The organism is Pseudomonas sp. RIT-PI-a (assembly GCF_001187875.1).
Lineage (GTDB): Bacteria > Pseudomonadota > Gammaproteobacteria > Pseudomonadales > Pseudomonadaceae > Aquipseudomonas > Aquipseudomonas coleopterorum.
In genome coordinates, this window is sequence record NZ_LGIR01000032.1 from 136,139 (window position 1) to 154,300 (window position 18,162).

At 62.9% G+C, this 18,162-nt stretch carries 18 protein-coding genes and 1 pseudogene; 5 read left to right on the forward strand and 14 right to left on the reverse strand.

From position 1 onward, the window contains the following. The 4 genes and pseudogenes from mutL to AC788_RS18620 all read right to left on the reverse strand — a co-directional run. A complete protein-coding gene (gene mutL / locus AC788_RS18605; RefSeq protein WP_049862038.1) occupies positions 1–1,896 on the reverse strand; it encodes a DNA mismatch repair endonuclease MutL in 1,896 nt (631 codons plus the stop codon). After that, complete coding sequence (locus AC788_RS18610; RefSeq protein ID WP_049862039.1) at positions 1,896–3,305, reverse strand: N-acetylmuramoyl-L-alanine amidase; 1,410 nt, start codon at positions 3,303–3,305, stop codon at positions 1,896–1,898. Before AC788_RS18610 ends, mutL begins: the two co-directional genes overlap by 1 nt. A 16-nt stretch (positions 3,306–3,321) precedes the next feature. Further along, a complete protein-coding gene (tsaE, locus tag AC788_RS18615; RefSeq protein ID WP_049862040.1) occupies positions 3,322–3,792 on the reverse strand; it encodes a tRNA (adenosine(37)-N6)-threonylcarbamoyltransferase complex ATPase subunit type 1 TsaE in 471 nt (156 codons plus the stop codon). Continuing rightward, a pseudogene (locus AC788_RS18620) lies at positions 3,780–4,586 on the reverse strand (NAD(P)H-hydrate dehydratase); the annotation flags it as partial. The gene tsaE and the pseudogene AC788_RS18620, both read right to left, overlap by 13 nt. A 141-nt stretch (positions 4,587–4,727) precedes the next feature. Between AC788_RS18620 and queG the strand changes: the two are divergent. Beyond that, a complete protein-coding gene (gene queG, locus AC788_RS18625) occupies positions 4,728–5,798 on the forward strand; it encodes a tRNA epoxyqueuosine(34) reductase QueG (protein ID WP_049862042.1) in 1,071 nt (356 codons plus the stop codon). Here the strand turns inward: queG and AC788_RS18630 are convergent. The 6 genes from AC788_RS18630 to AC788_RS18655 all read right to left on the reverse strand — a co-directional run bounded on the left by AC788_RS18630 (position 5,783) and on the right by AC788_RS18655 (position 10,178). Continuing rightward, positions 5,783–6,391: a trimeric intracellular cation channel family protein gene (locus tag AC788_RS18630; protein WP_043191159.1), complete on the reverse strand. Its 609-nt coding sequence runs from the start codon at positions 6,389–6,391 to the stop codon at positions 5,783–5,785. The genes queG and AC788_RS18630 overlap by 16 nt on opposite strands. Before the next feature lie 117 nt (positions 6,392–6,508). Next, on the reverse strand, positions 6,509–7,579 hold the full coding sequence (locus AC788_RS18635) for a 2Fe-2S iron-sulfur cluster-binding protein (protein WP_049862043.1): 1,071 nt from the start codon (positions 7,577–7,579) through the stop codon (positions 6,509–6,511). Beyond that, the gene (locus AC788_RS18640; RefSeq protein WP_049862044.1) at positions 7,580–8,482 is read right to left on the reverse strand and encodes a diiron oxygenase; all 903 of its coding nucleotides are present in this window, start codon (positions 8,480–8,482) and stop codon (positions 7,580–7,582) included. Between the two features lie 60 nt (positions 8,483–8,542). After that, positions 8,543–8,770: a hypothetical protein gene (locus AC788_RS18645; protein ID WP_049862045.1), complete on the reverse strand. Its 228-nt coding sequence runs from the start codon at positions 8,768–8,770 to the stop codon at positions 8,543–8,545. Positions 8,771–8,775: 5 nt separating this feature from the next. Beyond that, positions 8,776–9,483 (reverse strand): MOSC domain-containing protein, encoded by a 708-nt coding sequence (locus AC788_RS18650; protein ID WP_049862046.1) that lies wholly within the window; start codon positions 9,481–9,483, stop codon positions 8,776–8,778. Continuing rightward, positions 9,480–10,178: a glutamine amidotransferase gene (locus AC788_RS18655; RefSeq protein WP_049862047.1), complete on the reverse strand. Its 699-nt coding sequence runs from the start codon at positions 10,176–10,178 to the stop codon at positions 9,480–9,482. Before AC788_RS18655 ends, AC788_RS18650 begins: the two co-directional genes overlap by 4 nt. A gap of 28 nt (positions 10,179–10,206) precedes the next feature. Between AC788_RS18655 and AC788_RS18660 the strand changes: the two genes are divergently transcribed. Then, a complete protein-coding gene (locus tag AC788_RS18660) occupies positions 10,207–11,517 on the forward strand; it encodes an aminotransferase class I/II-fold pyridoxal phosphate-dependent enzyme (RefSeq protein WP_049862048.1) in 1,311 nt (436 codons plus the stop codon). 146 nt (positions 11,518–11,663) lie between these two features. On the opposite strand, the gene orn is transcribed toward AC788_RS18660, so the two are convergent. Then, positions 11,664–12,206 (reverse strand): oligoribonuclease, encoded by a 543-nt coding sequence (gene orn, locus AC788_RS18665; protein WP_049862049.1) that lies wholly within the window; start codon positions 12,204–12,206, stop codon positions 11,664–11,666. A 96-nt stretch (positions 12,207–12,302) separates the two neighbouring features. Between orn and rsgA the strand changes: the two genes are divergently transcribed. After that, the gene (gene rsgA, locus AC788_RS18670; protein WP_049862050.1) at positions 12,303–13,334 is read left to right on the forward strand and encodes a small ribosomal subunit biogenesis GTPase RsgA; all 1,032 of its coding nucleotides are present in this window, start codon (positions 12,303–12,305) and stop codon (positions 13,332–13,334) included. On the opposite strand, the gene AC788_RS18675 is transcribed toward rsgA, so the two are convergent. Further along, the gene (locus AC788_RS18675; RefSeq protein ID WP_049862051.1) at positions 13,328–14,248 is read right to left on the reverse strand and encodes a LysR family transcriptional regulator; all 921 of its coding nucleotides are present in this window, start codon (positions 14,246–14,248) and stop codon (positions 13,328–13,330) included. The two genes, rsgA and AC788_RS18675, sit on opposite strands and share 7 nt — an antisense overlap. Before the next feature lie 99 nt (positions 14,249–14,347). On the opposite strand from AC788_RS18675, the gene AC788_RS18680 reads away from it, so the two are divergent. Both AC788_RS18680 and AC788_RS18685 read left to right on the forward strand, forming a co-directional pair. After that, a complete protein-coding gene (locus tag AC788_RS18680; RefSeq protein WP_049862100.1) occupies positions 14,348–15,523 on the forward strand; it encodes an aspartate aminotransferase family protein in 1,176 nt (391 codons plus the stop codon). A 184-nt stretch (positions 15,524–15,707) separates the two neighbouring features. Next, positions 15,708–16,175 carry a toll/interleukin-1 receptor domain-containing protein gene (locus tag AC788_RS18685; protein WP_049862052.1) on the forward strand — a complete coding sequence of 156 codons (468 nt, stop codon included), beginning with the start codon at positions 15,708–15,710 and terminating at the stop codon, positions 16,173–16,175. 13 nt (positions 16,176–16,188) lie between these two features. On the opposite strand, the gene motB is transcribed toward AC788_RS18685, so the two are convergent. Both motB and motA read right to left on the reverse strand, forming a co-directional pair. Then, positions 16,189–17,214, reverse strand: coding sequence for a flagellar motor protein MotB (motB, locus tag AC788_RS18690; RefSeq protein ID WP_049862053.1), 1,026 nt, complete (start codon positions 17,212–17,214; stop codon positions 16,189–16,191). 3 nt (positions 17,215–17,217) lie between these two features. After that, complete coding sequence (motA, locus tag AC788_RS18695) at positions 17,218–18,069, reverse strand: flagellar motor stator protein MotA (protein ID WP_049862054.1); 852 nt, start codon at positions 18,067–18,069, stop codon at positions 17,218–17,220. Positions 18,070–18,162: the final 93 nt, after the last annotated feature.

The window sequence follows — 18,162 nt, forward strand, 5'->3', positions numbered from 1 at the left end:
TCAACGCCCGCGCAGGAAGAGTTTGTCCAGATCGTCCAGGCCCATCTGGGTCCAGGTCGGTCGGCCATGATTGCACTGGCCGCTGCGCTCGGTGTTTTCCATGTCACGCAACAGGGCGTTCATCTCCGGCAGGGCCAGCCGCCGGTTGGCGCGAATCGCCCCGTGGCAGGCCATCGTACCCAGCAATTCGTTCAAGTGTGCCTGGATACGGTCACTGGTGCCGTACTCCATGAGATCGGCGAGGACATCGCTGACCAGGCGATTGGCTTCGGCCTGTTTGAGCAGCGCCGGAATCTGGCGGATGGCCACGGTTTCCGGCCCCAGACGCTGCAACTCGAAGCCCAGGCGCTGGAACCAGGTCGCGTGTTCTTCGGCGCAGTCCGCTTCCCGCTGGCTCATGGCCAGCGACTCGGGCACCAGCAACGGCTGCCCGCTCAGTCCCTCACTGGCCATGGCGATCTTCAGGCGCTCGTACATGATCCGTTCATGGGCCGCATGCATGTCCACCAGCACCAGCCCTTGTGCGTTTTCGGCCAGGATGTAGATGCCCTTCAGTTGCGCCAGGGCATAACCCAGCGGGGGAATGTCACCCTGGCTCTGCGGCAGGCTCGGGATCGGTGCGGTACTGCTGCCTGCGGTCGGCAACGGCGCGAAGAATTCCCGGTAGGCGCTTTGCACCTCGGCCACCGGCAAGGCGGCGGTCGGCCGCGGCGTGTACGAGTAACCGCCACCGGAACCACCGTTCGACTGCGGCGCAGCCATGGGCGGCTGCAGCAGATTCGCCGACAGGCCCATTTCACCCTGAGGACCGAACTCGCCGGCCTGCGCGCCACTGGGTCGCGGCGCCTGCGATTGCGTCGGCGCGGTTGCCAACTGGTCTTCGGGACGCACGTCGGCCAGGGCACGGTGCAATGTGCCGTACAGGAAGTCATGCACCATGCGCCCGTCGCGAAAGCGCACTTCATGTTTGGTCGGGTGCACGTTGACGTCGACGACCGCCGGATCCACTTCCAGAAACAGAACGAAGGTCGGATGACGGCCATTGAACAGCACATCGCGGTAGGCCTGGCGCACCGCATGGGCGACCAGCTTGTCGCGCACCGCTCGACCGTTGACGAAGAAATATTGCAGGTCGGCCTGACTCCGGGAAAACGTCGGCAAACCGACCCAGCCCCACAGACGCAGGCCATTGCGCTCGACCTCGATCGGCATCGCCTGTTCGAGAAACGCCGGGCCACAAACCGCAGCGACCCTTCGGGCGCGGGCGGTTTCGTCATGCGCTTCGTGCAGGCCGAGAATGCTCTTGCCGTTGTGCCGCAGGTGGAAGCCGACGTCGAAGCGCGCCAGCGCCAGGCGTTTGATGACCTCCTGCAGGTGGTCGAACTCGGTCTTCTCGGTCTTGAGAAACTTGCGCCGCGCCGGGGTATTGAAGAATAGGTCGCGGACCTCGACCGAAGTGCCTACCGGGTGCGCGGCAGGCTGCACGCGGGCATCCATGTCGCGACCTTCGGTTTCGACCTGCCAGGCCTGGTCGGCAGAGGCTGTGCGCGACGTCAGGGTCAGACGGGCCACCGAACTGATCGAGGCCAGCGCTTCCCCACGGAAGCCCAGGCTCATCACCCGTTCCAGATCCTCAAGGTCACGGATCTTGCTGGTCGCATGGCGTGCCAGCGCCAGGGGCAGGTCGTCGGCGGAGATACCGCTGCCGTCGTCGCGCACGCGCAGCAGCTTGACGCCACCCTGTTCGACCTCGATGTCAATGCGGCGAGCGCCCGAGTCCAGGCTGTTTTCCAGCAGTTCCTTGATCACCGAGGCTGGGCGTTCGACCACCTCGCCGGCGGCGATCTGGTTGGCGAGCCGCGGGCTGAGCAGCTCGATACGGGCCGATTCAGTCATTACTGGGACGCCAGGGCAGTGCTGGGAATAGTGACTTCCTGGCCAATTTTCAGTTCGTCGGTCTTCAGGTCGTTGGCGCTGCGCAGGGTGGCGATGCCCAGGTCGTAGCGCGCGGCCAGCATGGCCAGCGTTTCGCCGGGACGCACTACGTGGGTGCTGGGGCCCCGTGCGATCTTGCCGGTGTCACGCAGCCAGGCCATGTAGGTCCCTGGCGGCGGATTCTGCTGGAAGAACTGCTTCACACCGGTACGAATGGAGCGAGCCAGAGCCTGCTGGTGACCCGAGCTCTGCAGTTTGTTGGCTTCATTGGAGTTTGAGATGAATCCGGTTTCCACCAGGATCGAAGGGATGTCCGGCGATTTCAGCACCATGAACCCGGCCTGCTCGACACGACGCTTGTGCAGCGGCGTTACCTGGCCGATGTTGCTCAACACTTTCTGGCCCACGTTGAGGCTGGAGGTCAGCGAAGCGGTCATCGACAGGTCCAGAAGTACACCGGCCAGCATGCGGTCCTTGTCGTCCAGGCTGACGTTGCCAGCACCGCCGATCAAGTCGGAACGGTTTTCAGTATCGGCCAGCCAGCGCGCGGTTTCCGAGGTGGCGCCGCGCTCGGACAGCGCAAACACCGAGGCACCGAAGGCAGCCGAGGACGGCGCGGCGTCGGCGTGAATGGAAACGAACAGGTCGGCGCCCTTCTTGCGGGCAATTTCGGTACGTCCGCGCAGCGGGATGAAGTAGTCGCCAGTGCGCGTCAGCTCGGCACGAAAGCCTTGTTCGGCGTTGATCTGGCGTTGCAGTTCCTTGGCGATCTGCAACACCACGTCCTTCTCGTGCTGGCCTCGCGGGCCCGAAGCGCCGGGGTCTTCGCCACCATGACCGGCATCGATGGCGATGACGATATCGCGCTTGCCGCTGGGCACTGGCGTCAGTTTGATAGCTGGGCGCGTTGGCGTGACTGGCACCGCCGGTGTGGTGGCCACGACCGGCTGAGGCGGCGCTGGTTCGGCATCGGCGGCCGAGTCAAACAGGTCGACCACCAGTCGGTTGCCGTATTGCTGGTTGGGCGCCAGGGTGAAGCTTTTTGGGGTGACGGCCTTTTTCAGGTCCACCACCACACGCAAATCGTTGGGCGTGCGCTGGGCCGAACGCACGCTGGTAACGGGCGAGTCGCCTGGAGCGACGCTGAGCGGGGCGGACGCAGTGGCGCCGTTGATGTCGATCACCAGCCGGTCGGGCGATGTGAGCGTGAACACGCTGTGCTGGACCGGGCCGGTGAGGTCGAAGACCAGCCGGGTATTGTCCGGCGCTCGCCACAAGCGCACGCTCTTGACTTGTGTAGCGGCCACGGCATTGACGACAAAACCCGTCAACATCAGACCAACGACCGCGACCAGCGCGCGAATGCGCATACCTAACCCCATCAAATTATTTGGATTTCTGTGCCACAGCGGCACACCAGGACACACCGCGCGGGCCCTGTGGCGATAACTTCAACAGCCTTCCGGCCGCTTGCGGGCTTATGGTAATGGTCAGGTCAGGCTTTGGCAAAAAGCCCGCACCCTGCTGGGGCCACTCGATCAGGCACAAGGCGTCCTCTTCAAAGTAGTCGCGGATGCCCAGATACTCCAATTCCTCAGGATCAACAAGGCGATACAGGTCGAAGTGAAAGGCTTTTATAGTTCCGATTTCGTAAGGCTCGACCAGGGTGAAGGTCGGACTCTTGACCGCCCCGACGTGCCCGAGGCCGCGGATCAAGCCCCGGGAAAAGGTGGTCTTGCCGGCGCCCAGATCACCTTCCAGAAAGATCAGTCCATGGCCTTGAGTGACCTCTGCCATGCGTGCACCGAACGCAACCATCGCGTCCTCGCCCTCGATGAAAATCTCTACTTCTGACACGGGTAATGCTCCTCGAGCAACTGACGAATGGCAGGGATCAGATCGCTGGCGGCCAGGCCGCGGCCGCCCTCGCCCGACCGTTCTCCGGCACAGGCGTGCAGCCATACGCCCAGACACGCCGCATCGAAGCCGTCCAGACCCTGGGCACGCAGTGCGCCGATCAGCCCGGCGAGGACATCGCCCAGCCCGCCGGTGGCCATGGCCGGATGACCGTGCTCGCAGATCGCCAGGCGACCGTCGGGCGCCGCGATCAGGCTGCCGGCGCCCTTGAGTACACACACCGCCGCGTATTGCCGGGCCAGGCGCCGGGCTGCCGCCGGGCGATCTGCCTGCACTTGCTGAGTAGAAATGCCCAGCAGCCGCGCCGCTTCGCCAGGATGCGGGGTCAGTACCGCATCGGCGGGCAGCGTAGCGGCGCCCTGAGCCAATTGGTTAAGCGCATCGGCGTCCCACACCTGGGGTTTGTCCTGGCTGGCCGCCACCGACAGCAGGCTGCGCCCCCAACCGGCCTGGCCCAGGCCGGGCCCGACCACCAGCACGCTAGCGGCCTCGGCCATTGGCAGGAGCTGATTGGCCGAGGCGATATCGGCCACCATCACTTCCGGCAGGCGCGCCAGCGCCGGCGCCACGTGCTCGCCGCGGGTGGCCAGCGAGACCATGCCGGCCCCGCTGCGCAGGGCACTCTGGGCGCTGAGCAGTGCCGCGCCGCCGGTGCCGTGGTCGCCGCCGATCACCAGCACACGGCCGTACATGCCCTTGTGCGCATCCATCGGCCGCGCCGACAGGGCTGGCAAGGTGGCCGGGGTGAGCGGCACGGGGGCCGCTGGCTGGCTGTGCACTACGTCGGGTATTTGCGTGTCTGGCGGCATGCTTGAACCTTTGCTGTCGATGTCTGGCAGAATTATACCCACCTCCGCACCGGTTTCCTCGCTCGCATGTCTGCTCTCACCATCGACCTTCCGGCCCTGGCGCTCTCCATCAAGCAATGGGGGCGCGAACTGGGTTTCCAGCAAGTCGGCATCGCCGGCCTGGACCTGGCCGAGCATGAACAACACCTGCAACGTTGGCTGGAGGCTGGCTACCATGGCGAAATGGACTACATGGCCGCCCACGGCAGCAAGCGCTCACACCCCGAGCAACTGGTACCCGGCACCTTGCGCGTCGTTTCGCTGCGCATGGACTACCTGCCTGGCGACACGCACATGGCGCAACGCCTGGCCGAGCCGGAAAAAGCCTACGTCTCGCGCTATGCCCTGGGTCGCGACTACCACAAGCTGATCCGCAAACGGGTGCAGCACCTGGCCGAGCGCATCCAGCAGGACATCGGCCCGTTCGGCTTTCGCGCCTTCGTCGACAGTGCACCGGTGCTGGAGAAAGCCATCGCGCAGGAGGCGGGGCTGGGCTGGATCGGCAAGAACACCCTGGTCCTCAACCGCAAGGCGGGCAGCTACTTCTTCCTCGCCGAACTGTTCGTCGACCTGCCGTTGCCGGTCGATGAGGCGCACGCCAGCGAACACTGCGGACGCTGCACGGCCTGCCTGGAGATCTGTCCCACCGCTGCCTTCGTCGGGCCCTATGTGCTGGACGCCCGCCGCTGCATTTCCTACCTGACCATCGAGCTCAAGGGCCCCATTCCCACGGAGTTGCGGCCGCTGATCGGCAACCGCGTGTTCGGTTGTGACGACTGCCAGATCGTCTGCCCCTGGAACCGCTTCGCTCGCCCCTCGGGCGAAGGCGATTTCCAGCCGCGGCATCAGTTGGACAACGCCGAGCTGGCCCAGCTGTTCCTGTGGGATGAAGAGCGCTTCCTGAGCAGCACCGAAGGCTCGCCCCTGCGCCGCGCCGGTTACGAGCGTTTCCTGCGCAACCTGGCAGTGGGATTGGGCAACGCACCATCGAGCATTCCGGTACTCGAAGCTCTGAAGACGCGCCGCGAACACCCCAGCGAGCTGGTCCGCGAACACGTCGAATGGGCCCTGGCGGCCCATGCTCAACGGTCGTCGTAGACGAACTTGGGCATTTCCCAGTGGAAACGGATCGCCAACAGGCGCAGCAGGAAGCCACCGAACAAGGTGATCGACAGCGCCTGGATCGGCACCAGTTCCAGGTAGGTGCAGCCCAGAAAGCACCAGGCCGAGGCAAATGAAACGCTGGCATACAGCTCACGGCGGAACACCAGGGGAATGTCGTTGCAGAGGATGTCACGCAGGATACCGCCGAACACCCCGGTGATCATGCCGCTGATGGACGCCACCAGATAATCGTGACCCAGCTCCAGCGCGGTCATGGTGCCGATCAGCGTGAACGCCACCAGCCCCAGCGCATCGAGCACAAGAAACAACGACCGCAAGCGGCGCATGAGCGGCGCGATGAAGATCGTGACCAACGCCGCAACACTGGTCAGCACCAGATATTCAGGGTGCTTGACCCACGTCAGCGGGTAGTGACCCAGCAACACATCGCGCATCGACCCGCCGCCCAATGCCGTCACACAGGCGATCAGCACCACGCCGAACCAGTCCATCCCACGTCGTCCTGCGGAAAGGGCACCGGTCATGGCTTCAGCGGTGATGGCGATGAGGTAGAGGGTCAGTAGCATGGGAACCGGAGGACAGAAGACACGTAGTGTGATGGGCGCGGTATGAAGTGGAACATGGGTGCCGCGGTGGACGCCCATCATACCGGGCGCCCCCATGTGCTGTCCGCTTCACGAGGCCTAGATGCACAGAGTGAGCTCATTGCCCATAGGATAAGTACAGCACGCCAAGGCGTATCCATCTGCGCGCTCCTTCGCACTCAGGGCGAAATCCGCGTCGCGACGACACTCGCCATTCAGAACCTTGATCTTGCAGGCACCACAGATTCCAGCACGGCATTGACTGCGCACTTTCTGGCCCTGGGCTTCCAGCTGCTCAAGCAGCGTCAACGACTGGACCGCGTCGAACTCGACACCTGCCGCAGGTATCTTCAAACGCACCGTTCCAGTGTTGCCCTGAGCCGCGGGCAGCGGCGAGTCGGACGAGCTGAATGCTTCGATGAAGTACCGGGCAGCACCATGTCGAATCGTCATGGCCCGGTGCATTTGGTCGGCAAATGCCTGGCTACCGCAAATCACTACACCCTGCGGCGCTTGCAGAGCATCCAGTGCGGCCTGGCTTGGCCGCCCTCGCAACAAGCATCCATTGTCTTGGTACAACGACTGACGGGTTATATGGATGCGCAAGGTGAACCAGCGCTCGGCAAGCTCCAGAATCATGAGTTCGGCGAGGCAAGGTACAGTGTCCAGAGAGGGCGTGCACAACAGCAAAGTGGTCCGAGGCACTGGGCCACCTTGCCGTACCCGATGCCTGAATTCGCGTATCAATGCCAAGGGCAAGGTAAAACCGATACCACCGGCCAACAGCGCCACGCTATCGAAGCCGGACAGCTGCTGTGCGGTGATGTCCCCTGCAATGCCCACGCAGCGCACCAGAGCGCCGACCATCAGATGACCGAACATCGCCTCTGAAACTCCCTTGGAAGGCACACGCTGGACAATTATCTCGACTTGCAGCGGCCCAGGGCATGCCACTATCGAATAGCAGGCCCTACGCACATGGCCGTTCACGTCTGCGTATTCCAGTATCAGATACCGACCTGGGACACACTCCTCTGCCTGTTGCTCATTAAGTACCGTGAGAACGAACCTTCTTGCGTTCTCGGCAATATCGCACGCCACATCACAGCGCAGAAAACCTGGCTCAAGAGGCTTCTGAGCAGTGGGGCCTTCCTTGACCGAAAGGGCCATCTATTCCAGACCTATACGTGCGAGCAGACTGAAAACCGACTCCGTGTAAACTTCTACCTCGCTAGATCGGGAACAATCCACCAGCATGGCTTCATGGCCTTGGAATCCGGCCAGAGAAAGTGCCTGAGCCCAGGCACCCATTTCGTTGTCGGCAAACATCTCCACGGTCTTGGCAATGACCGCCTGCAAGTACGCCCGCTCGCGAACGCTGAGCGTATGAACGATATCGCACGCCACAAAGCTGAAAACGCTTGAATGACTCCACTCGTCCACTGCGTGAGTGCGGGTTACCTCATGGCACACCTGCTGGATGGAATCATCCTCGGACAAGGTTTTGAGATAGTCGGTAATCAAGGTTTCGCTAGCACAGGCAATACCGAATCGAGTCAGCCGCCGCTGCCACTCAGCCGTGCACGTGGCCAATATCTGATCTCGCCAGCGGATAAGATTGAAATCAGTGAAATCGAGATAGGGCAGCTTTCGGTTCAGATAGATGTAATTGCATGCCGTGACCGACATCTTGGTATGGAGCGCTTCATCGAGCAGCGCCTCCGACATCACGCGTTGCAGGATGTCACGGTTGCTAGACTCGACAGGCGGCCTTTTGATGATGTCCTCGCAGGCCGGTGTCACGATGTCGCATTCGATATAGATGGTTTTGAGGTTATAGATAATCCAGCCGTAGGACAGACATCTGGATTTCATCTCAGCCGAAGCCGCCTGCCAGTTTGGATGGCTTCGAAAAGGAACGAGCGACTCGCTAAAGTCCAACCTGCCGTGCTCGAAGAGCAATTCACTGTACGGGGTCGCATCATTATTGACTGCTGCCCGTACGTCCCATAAAGAAGACAACTTCTCCAGCATGTTCCTGACGCCATCATGGCTTTGCGGACCAACTTCCATATTCACGTGCTGCGTACCTCTTTACCTGTGATGTTCAACCAATGACGCCATTACTGGCATTCAAGTCTTTGCAAACATGCCCTGCGCATACAGCAACCGAATCCCGTCGGGCGTGGATTCCAGCAGCCGGCGCTCACCCGTCTTGCGTTGTATATCGAGGGTGTAGCCCTCGCCTTCGGGGAAGCGGCGGACTACATCTGCCAATGCATGCTCGGCAGCGGCATGCTCGATATCGAACTGGCACCAGTACGCCCGGTGCAATTGAACGATGACGCGAAAGTGCTGCATGGTTTCTATTCTCCAGGAGGGGGACCCAGCACTCGGCTGGCCCAGTTCTCGATCTGGCCCGTTGCCAGGCGTCGCTCCACCAGTGCGCGCCAGGAAGGTACGAGCGGCAACTGCGCGAATTGGCTCAATTCATCGAAGTCCAGCGAGCGCTCGTACAACAGCGCGATGACTTTGCGCAGTGGCCACCGAGGGATTGGGCGATCCTGAAGCACGATGGGGTCGCCTGCCTGCAGGGCACCGCTTTCGAGCACCCGGTAATACCAGCCGGTCATCGCACTGGCTTGCATGCGCAAGGCCATATCGCTCACTTCGAAGCGATCGTTGAGCTTCCAGCAAGGCTGCCGGGTCTGGCTGACTTCCAGCAACACGCTGCCACATCGAAAGATGTCGCCGAGGCACACCTGGGTTTCGTCTACACCGACAGTCGACAGGTTCTCGCCGAATGCACCTGGCTGTGCCAGGCGTGGATGCTCGCCGATGAGCCGCTTCCATGCGTGGTAGTGCTCGAACGGATAATGGTGGATGGCTTTGTCGGGGCCGCCGTGAATGCGGCGATCCCCCTGCTCATCGCCCATGATTCCCAGTGTTCCCACTTCAACCGGCCCGGGAAGCAGGACCTTGTCGATGCCGGTGAAACTGCCTGGGCGCGTGAAGGGGCGCGACGTGCCGGCGAGCACGTGCCGCAATTCGATGGTGGGCAGCTCCTCACTCATCGCAGCCGTGCCAGCCAGTCGGTCAGGATCACGCTGGCTACCTGTGCGCCTGTGCAGCCTAGTGCCTGCGCCTGGGCGCGCAGTTCGCGGGGGTCGATACGCTGCTGATGCAGCTCGTTGGCATGGCCGACCAGCCATGCTTCGAGCATCTGCGGTGCCACCTCGAGATGAAATTGCAGGGCCAGGACCTGATTGCCCAGGCTGAACGCCTGATGGGGACAGGCGTCGGTGGCGGCGAGCGCCACAGCCTGAGCGGGGATGTCGAACTGATCGCCGTGCCAGTGCAACACGGGGGTTCCCTGTGCCAAGGGCGCGAGGACAGAGTTGTGTCCGGCGTCAGTCAACGTGATGGGGCCGAAACCGATTTCCTTGTGGCCCATGGCAGCGACGCCCGCACCCAGGGCGCGGGCGATCAGCTGTGCGCCCAGGCAGATACCCAACAAAGGTTTGCCGCTTTCCAGGCGTTGGCGAATGAGTTCGAGCTCGTCCAGCAGGAATGGGTACAGCGCCTCATCGAAAGCGCCGATGGGCCCGCCCAGAATGATCAACAAGTCTGCCGAGATCACATCGAGGGACGCCAGCGGGTGCAGTGGCGCTTCTATTATTTCGATTTCATACCCCTCGGCTTTTAGCACCGGGGCCAGACTGCCCAGGTCTTCGAAGGCAAGATGCCGCACTACCAACGCACTTTTCATTTATGTACCAATACAATAATATGAATGTATGAATACATTATTGACGAATGCGTCCACTGCCGTCGAGATCGCTGAGGCCATTGAGCGGCAGATACGCCAAGGTGATTTGCTTCAAAACGCTTCACTGCCTTCGGTGCGCGACCTGGCCGTGCAGCTAAAGGTCAGCCCCAATACCGTCGCGGCGGCGTACAGAAGGTTGCGTGACAGCGGCATCGTGGTGACCCACGGGCGTCGCGGGACTCGGGTCAGCGCGCCGGCTTCGGAAATTGTCGAGTACGGCTTCGTGCTTCCTGAAGGGCTGTACGACATGGCCAGCGGCAACCTCGATGCCTCGCTGCTGCCAGCGCCCGATCCCGAATGGCTGCTGCGCAACGTCACCCAGAGTGGTTTCGACCCGTTCGGCGATGACCCGCAGTTGTCGAGCCTGGCCCGCGACTGGCTCGACAGCCAGCAACTGCCCAGCGAGCAGGTGGGTGTGTATTGCGGCGCGCTGGATGCGGTCGAGAGAGCGCTTCGTGCACGCTGCCGCCCGGGCGCCACGGTGCTGATCGAAGACCCATGCTGGCCACCGTTGCGCGACCTGCTGACCGGACTACAGCTCAAGCCAGGGGGATTGAGCATGGACGAGCATGGCGCGGTGGCCCCGGCGCCGGAGGTGCTGCGTGGTGCGGCGGCCGTGGTATTGACGCCCCGTGCACAGAACCCGACCGGCTGCTCGTTCGATACCCCGCGCTGGCAGCAATGGTCAGCGGCCTTGCAGGACGCACCGCACACGCTGCTGGTGATCGACGATCATTGGGGGCCGTTGAGCCAGGCCCCGGCCATCGACCTGCAACCGCCTCCGCAGCATTGGCTCTATGTGCTGTCGACCAGCAAGTTCATCGGGCCCGACCTGCGCGTCTCGATTGCGGGCGCCAGCGCGTCCCTGCATGGCGAGATGCAACGCCAGCAGCGGGTCGGGCCGCGCTGGGTCAGCCTGCTGCTGCAGCGACTGACCGCCCATCTGTGGAGCAGGATGTTGCAAGCGGGCCGCTTGACGGAAGTGGGTGCGGCCTATCGAAGCCGTCGACAATCGCTGGTCGAGGCACTCGAACTCATGGGTGTGAGCCTGTCCAGCTCAAGCGAAGGCCTGCACCTGTGGCTACCGGTCATTGACGAAACATCGACGGTGCAGGCCCTGGCCTCCGCAGGCTGGGCAGTCCAGGCAGGCAGTCCGTTTCGATTGCAGAGTGGGCCGGCGGTGCGCGTCAGTGTCGGTAATCTGGCCGAGGCCGATACCGCGCGACTGGCTGCCGATATCGCCAGTGCCATGCAGGCACGGCGGCGTCGAGTGTATTGAGGGAGGTTGGCTCGAGGGCCTCTTCGCGGGCAGAGCCCGCTCCCACAAAGGGCTCGTCATGGGCTGAGAGCCCGCTCCCACACCGGCCTCTTCGCGGGCAGAGGGATCGCCGCCCGCTTCGTTTTCACTGCGGGGTTCTACGGGCGTCAGAACTTGATGAAGTGCTTGCGGTAGTGCTGCAGTTCGGCGATCGATTCGCGGATGTCGTCCAGGGCCAGGTGAGTGCTGCCCTTCTTGAAGCTGTCCTTGACCTCGGGGGCCCAGCGCGCGGCCAGTTCCTTGAGGGTCGAGACGTCGAGGTTGCGGTAGTGGAAGTAGTTTTCCAGCGCACGCATGTGTCGGTAGAGGAAGCGGCGATCCTGGCAGATGCTGTTGCCGCAGATCGGCGACTTGCCCTTGGGCACCCACTGCTCCAGAAAGGCGATGGTCTGTGCTTCGGCCTGAGCCATGCTGACGGTGCTTTCGCGAACGCGCTGGGTCAGGCCCGAGCCGCCGTGCTGGCGGGTGTTCCACTCGTCCATGCCGGCCAGGATCTCGTCGCTCTGGTGGATGGCGATGACCGGGCCTTCGGCCAGGGTATTGAGGTCGCTATCGGTGACGATGGTGGCCATTTCGATGATGACGTCATGGTCCGGGTCCAGACCGGTCATTTCCAGGTCGATCCAGATCAGGTTCTGTGGGTTCTGCATTGGGGGTCTCCTCGGCGTAGCTGCGCAGTCTAGCGTAGCCGGGCGTGCTAGTATCCCGCCTTCGTTCACGCTTGAACTCATTTACACGGAACACACATGGCCAAACGCCAACTGAACCGCCGCCAGAACTGGCGTATCGAAAAAATCCAGGGCGAGCGCGCCGCACGCGCCGCCAAGCGCGAGTCCCAGGCCCTGGAGACCCTCGAAGGCGGCGATCTGGGCCCAGAGCAGACAGGGCTGGTCATCGCCCACTTCGGTGTTCAGGTGGAAGTCGAAGCACTGGAAGGCGAGCACGCCGGTCAGGTCTGCCGTTGCTATCTGCGGGCCAACCTGCCCTCGCTGGTCACCGGCGACAAGGTGGTCTGGCGCGCCGGCAACCAAGGCATCGGGGTCATCGTCGCGCAGCTGCCGCGCAGCACCGAACTGTGCCGTCCCGACAGCCGCGGGCAGCTCAAGCCGGTCGCAGCCAACGTCGATCTGATCGTCATCGTGTTCGCGCCCATGCCCGAACCCCATGCCAACCTGATCGACCGCTACCTGGTGGCCGCCGAACACGCCGGCATCCATCCCCTGTTGCTGCTGAACAAGGCCGACCTGATCGACGAGCAGAACGCGCCCGCGCTCAACGCGCTGCTGGCGGTCTATCGACAGTTGGGTTATCCATTGCTGGAAGTATCGGCGCATCAAGGCGATGGCATGCAGCAGTTGCAGGCACGTCTGGACGGCCATATCAGCGTGTTCGTCGGTCAGTCGGGGGTGGGCAAGTCGTCGCTGGTCAACAGCCTGCTGCCCGAAGTGCAGGCGCGGGTGGGTGCGCTGTCGGAATGGTCCGGCCAGGGCACGCACACCACCACCACCGCACGCTTGTTCCACTTCCCGGGCGGCGGCGAGCTGATCGACTCACCCGGCATCCGTGAATTCGGCCTGGGCCACGTCAGCCGGGCGGATGTCGAGGCCGGCTTCATCGAGTTCGCCGACCTGCTGGGCACCTGCCGTTTCCGCGACTGCAAGCATGACCGCGAACCGGGTTGCGCCCTGCTTGGGGCGCTGGAAGACGGCCGTGTGCAGCAACAGCGCATGAACAGCTACCGCTCGATCATCGCCAGCCTGACCCAGGACACCTACTGACCGGTCCTGTCCTGAGGCCCCAGCGCCTGGACGATGTAGTCCACGAAGGCGCGCAGCTTCGGCGAACGGTAGCGCGCCTGTGGATAAAGCAGGTGCATGGGTCTGCCGGGCAGTGCGTATCGAGCCAGCACCTGGACCAGCTTCCCCTCTTCCAGGTCACGGCGCACCAGCACATCAGGGAGCATGACCAGGCCCATGCCCGCCAGGGCGGCCTGACGCAGTCCCGCGCTGCTGTTGGTGACCAGTCGCCCTTGCACCTCGACGCCAATCGATCCATCCGGCCCCTGCATGGACCAGCGTTTCTGCGTCCCGCGCCACTCATCGCCCGGGTTGTACATGAATTGCAGGCACTCATGCGCAGCCAACTCCTCGGGATCGCAAGGCGTGCCATGGCGGCGCAGGTAGTCCGGGGACGCACAGATACTCAATCGATAGTCGTCCAGCGGACGGGCGATCAAGGTCGAGGGTTCGAGATTGCCCAGCCGTAGTGCGGCGTCGAACTGCCCGTCGAGCATGTCGTGTACCTGGTCACTGAGGCTGAGACTGACGCTGATCTGTGGATAACGTTGGAGAAATCCCGCCAGTGCGGGTGTCAGGCACTCAGCGCCGAAGGTCGGCGGCGCAGTGATGCGTAACAGTCCCTGCGCAGTGCCTTGGGCGCGTTCGGCCCAGCGCTCCGAATCGGCAACCAGCCCCAGCACCTCAAGACAACGCTGATAGTAGGCCTGCCCGGCGTCGGTCACCTGCTGGCGGCGCGTGGTGCGCAGCAACAGGCTCACGCCCAGACGCTGCTCCAGTGCCTGCAAGTGGTTGCTGACCATGGTCGTGGACAGATCGCACGCCTTGGCCGCTGCAGTCATGGTGCCCAGCTCCACCACTTTTACGTACACCTGCATCGCCTGGAACAGGTCCATTATCAACTCCGGGTGAAAGGTGCATCCAGCTTAACGCCATTTATCCACCTGGGGTTGAAAGGAATACTGCGCATTCATTTTACCGCCGAGACTTCCATGATGAGCGCAAGCCACCTGATGCCCACCTATCAACCGTTGCCGCTGACGTTCAGCCATGGTAGCGGCACTCGCCTGTGGGATATCGCCGGTCGCGAGTACCTCGATGCGCTGGCCGGGGTGGCGGTGACCAACGTGGGGCATAGCCATCCGGAGGTGGTGGCCGCCATCGTCGAGCAGGCCGGGCTGTTGCTGCACACCTCCAACCTGTACGCCATCGACTGGCAACAGCGGCTGGGCGCGAAGCTGGCCGAGAAGTCCGGTCTCGCCCTGGCGTTCTTCAACAATTCCGGCGCGGAAGCGAACGAGACCGCGTTGAAGCTGGCCCGTTTGCAGGGACATAGCCGCGGTATCGCCAAGCCCCTGGTGGTGGTCATGGACAACGCCTTTCACGGCCGCACCCTGGCCACCCTGGCGGCCAGTGACGGCGCGCACCTAAGCGCCGGCCTGGGCCAACTGCCTGGAGACTGCATCAAGATTCCCTTCGGCAATCTGGATGCGCTGACCACTGTCACCCAGGCATTCGGCCAGCGCATCGTGGCGGTGCTGCTCGAGCCGATCCAGGGCGAAAGCGGTGTGCACGTCGCCTCGACATCCTACCTGCGGGCCTTGCGCGAGCATTGCGACAGTCACGGCTGGTTGTTGATGCTCGATGAGATCCAGACCGGCATCGGCCGCACTGGTCAATGGTTTGCCTACCAGCATGCCGACATCCAGCCCGATGTGGTCACTCTGGCCAAGGCCTTGGCCAATGGCATTCCGATCGGTGCCTGTCTGGCCACCGCGACCGTGGGCCGCCTGTTCCAGCCCGGAGGCCATGGCAGCACCTTTGGCGGCAACCCCCTGGCGTGCCGGGTCGGTTGTACGGTGCTCGACATCATCGAGCGCGAGCAACTGCTGGATAACGCCGCGCGCCAGGGGCACGCGCTGCTCGAACGGCTGCGTAGCGAAGTGGGAAGCATGCCTGCCGTCAAAGCCGTCCGGGGCCTGGGCCTGATGATCGGTGTGGAGCTGGACCGGCCCTGCCGCGAACTGATGCAGCGGGCCGCACAAGAGCATGGCCTGCTGATCAACGTGACCCGGGGCACCACCATTCGGCTGCTGCCACCCTTGACCCTGAACCGTGCCGAAGTGGAGCGCATCGTCGGCACCGTGCGTGCGCTGGTGCAGAAGCTATAGGCTTCGTCTGTAAGGATAATTACCGGCAGCAGTAGGGCTTGTCTCTTTTCGATGACATCCCTTGCCGCTTAAACGGCATTGAACAATCTTTCAGCCTTCAACACCCACGATGAAGGCTTTCCATGTCCCACCTGCCCGTTGCTTGCCTGCGACTTGCTCGATTCATTGCCGGCGGACCTGGGCGATGAGCGTGTTCATTGGCTATCAGCATGTCGATCTACCCCAGGCCTTGCGGATCAGGAAATACTTGCGCAGGGCCGGGATCGAGGTGGGCATGGACGTGATGGACTTCGATTCGTTGACCACGCTGCACGTCACCGAAACGCTCACTGCGCATATCCGCGACTGCACCCACGTGATCCTGATGATCTCGCACTGCAGCGCGCGGCGCTGGTGGATACCGTTCTGCATCGGCGAGGCCACCTCGTGGGATCGGCGCCTGTGCCTGTATCGGCTGGGCGATCAGGCACTGCCCGAATACCTGGCGCATTGGCCGACCCTGACGCGCCCGCAGCAGCTGGACTTCCTCATCGAGGCCTATCACCGCGAGGCGGCCATGCGCATGCCGACCGCCCAGCGCGAGACGCCGCTGCCGGTGCAAGCGCGAGATATCCACAGGGGCCTGCGCGAACGCATCGGCCGGGGTTTCTAACGGGCTTTTCGTCTCAGGGCGCAGGCTTGCCCGGCTCGACCAGCTTGGCCGAGCCGTCTTCGAACAGGTTCAGGCGCTGCTGCAGTTCGCGCGGCTGCACCGGTGCGCTGGGGTCGCCGATCGAAGCGCCTGGTGGCGCAGCACCGGGGGCCGTACCGGGATTGGGCGCTTCCAATGCCGGCTGATCGCCTTCGATGTCGCGCTGGGCCTTTTTGGTCAGCACCACGATGTCGATGCGGCGATTGATGGAGTTCAGCGGATCCTTGCGGTCGAACAGCGACGATGAACCATAGCCGACCACGCGAGCGATCTGATCCTCCGGATAGCTGCCCGCCACCAGGGCCCGGCGCGCGGCATTGGCGCGGTTGGACGACAGCTCCCAGTTGCCGAAGCCGCCCGACGCACTGCCGGCGTAGGGCTTGGCGTCGGTATGGCCGCTGATGCTGATCTTGTTCGGCACCGCCTTGATGGTGTCGGCCATGGCCAGCAGGATGTCCTCGAAATAAGGCTTGAGCCGCGCACTGCCCAGGTCGAACATCGGCCGGTTCTCGGCATCGGTGATCTGGATGCGCAAGCCGTCCTGCGTGATTTCGAAAAGGATCTGGTCCTTGAATTTCTGCAGCTGGGGATTTTCGTCGACCTTGTTCTGCAGCTCCTGCAACAGCAGTTCCAGGCGTTCCTTCTCGACCTGCTCAGCCACTTGCTGGGCCTGTTCGGCTTCCACCTGGTTCGAGGTTTCGGGCTTGGGCGGCGAGACCTCGACGTCCGGATTCAGGGTTTTCTCGGGCGAGAGCTGCGGAGAGCCGCCCAGGTCGATGACATACGGCGTGCCGCTTTCGGAGAAGCCGATCGGGTCCTTGAAGTAGCCGGCAATGGCAATCTTCTGCTCGGGTGTGGCGTTGGACAACAGCCAGAGCACCAGGAAAAACGCCATCATCGCCGTCGCGAAGTCGGCGAAGGCGATCTTCCAGGCGCCACCGTGGTGGCCGCCGCCAAAGCGCTTGACCCGCTTGACGATGATGGGCTGGTTGTTTTCCATGAATCAGCGCCCGCGTACGGCTTGTTCGAGTTCGGCGAAGCTTGGACGGTGCGCCGGGTACAACACCTTGCGACCGAACTCCACGGCCAGCGACGGCGGCATGCCCGAAGCCGAAGCCACCAGCGACGCCTTGATGGCTTCGTAGACGTTCAGCTCTTCCTTGGCATCGTGGCCCAGGCAGGTCGCCAGCGGGCCGAAGAAACCGTAGGCCGCCAGGATCCCCAGGAAGGTACCGACCAGTGCAGCGCCGACGTGACCACCGATCGCCGCCTTGTCGCCGTCACCCAGCGACGCCATGGTCACCACGATGCCCAATACCGCCGCAACGATACCGAAACCGGGCAGCGCATCGGCGATACCGGTCACGGCGTGGGACGGATGCTCGAGCTCTTCCTTCATGCTCAGCAGTTCCATGTCGAACAGGCCTTCGAGTTCGTGCGGCGCCATGTTGCCCGACGACATGATGCGCAGGTAATCGCAGATGAACGCGATCATCTGCTCGTCCTTGAGGATGGTGGGGTACTTGGCGAAGATCGGGCTGGCGGCGACATCTTCGATGTCGGCCTCGATGGACATCATGCCCTCGCGACGACTCTTGTTGAGAATCTCGAACAGCAGGCTCAGCACTTCCAGATAGTAGGCATGGCTGAAGCGCGACTTGAACATCTTCAACGACTTCTTCAGCACGATCATGGTGGTGCTGCCGGGGTTGGCCTGCAGAAACGCGCCCAGGGCCGCACCGCCGATGATCATCACCTCGAAGGGTTGGACCAGGGCGGCCAGTTGACCATGTGAAAGAACGTATCCGCCCAGCACGCTCGCGAACACGACAATGATGCCAATGATTTTAGCCATGGATAAAAAACACTTCAGAAGTCGGGTTCAAGGACGAAAAAGGTGGTGTGGAATCTGTTGTTCTCCTTATCGGCAGAACTGCGCCAGACTATA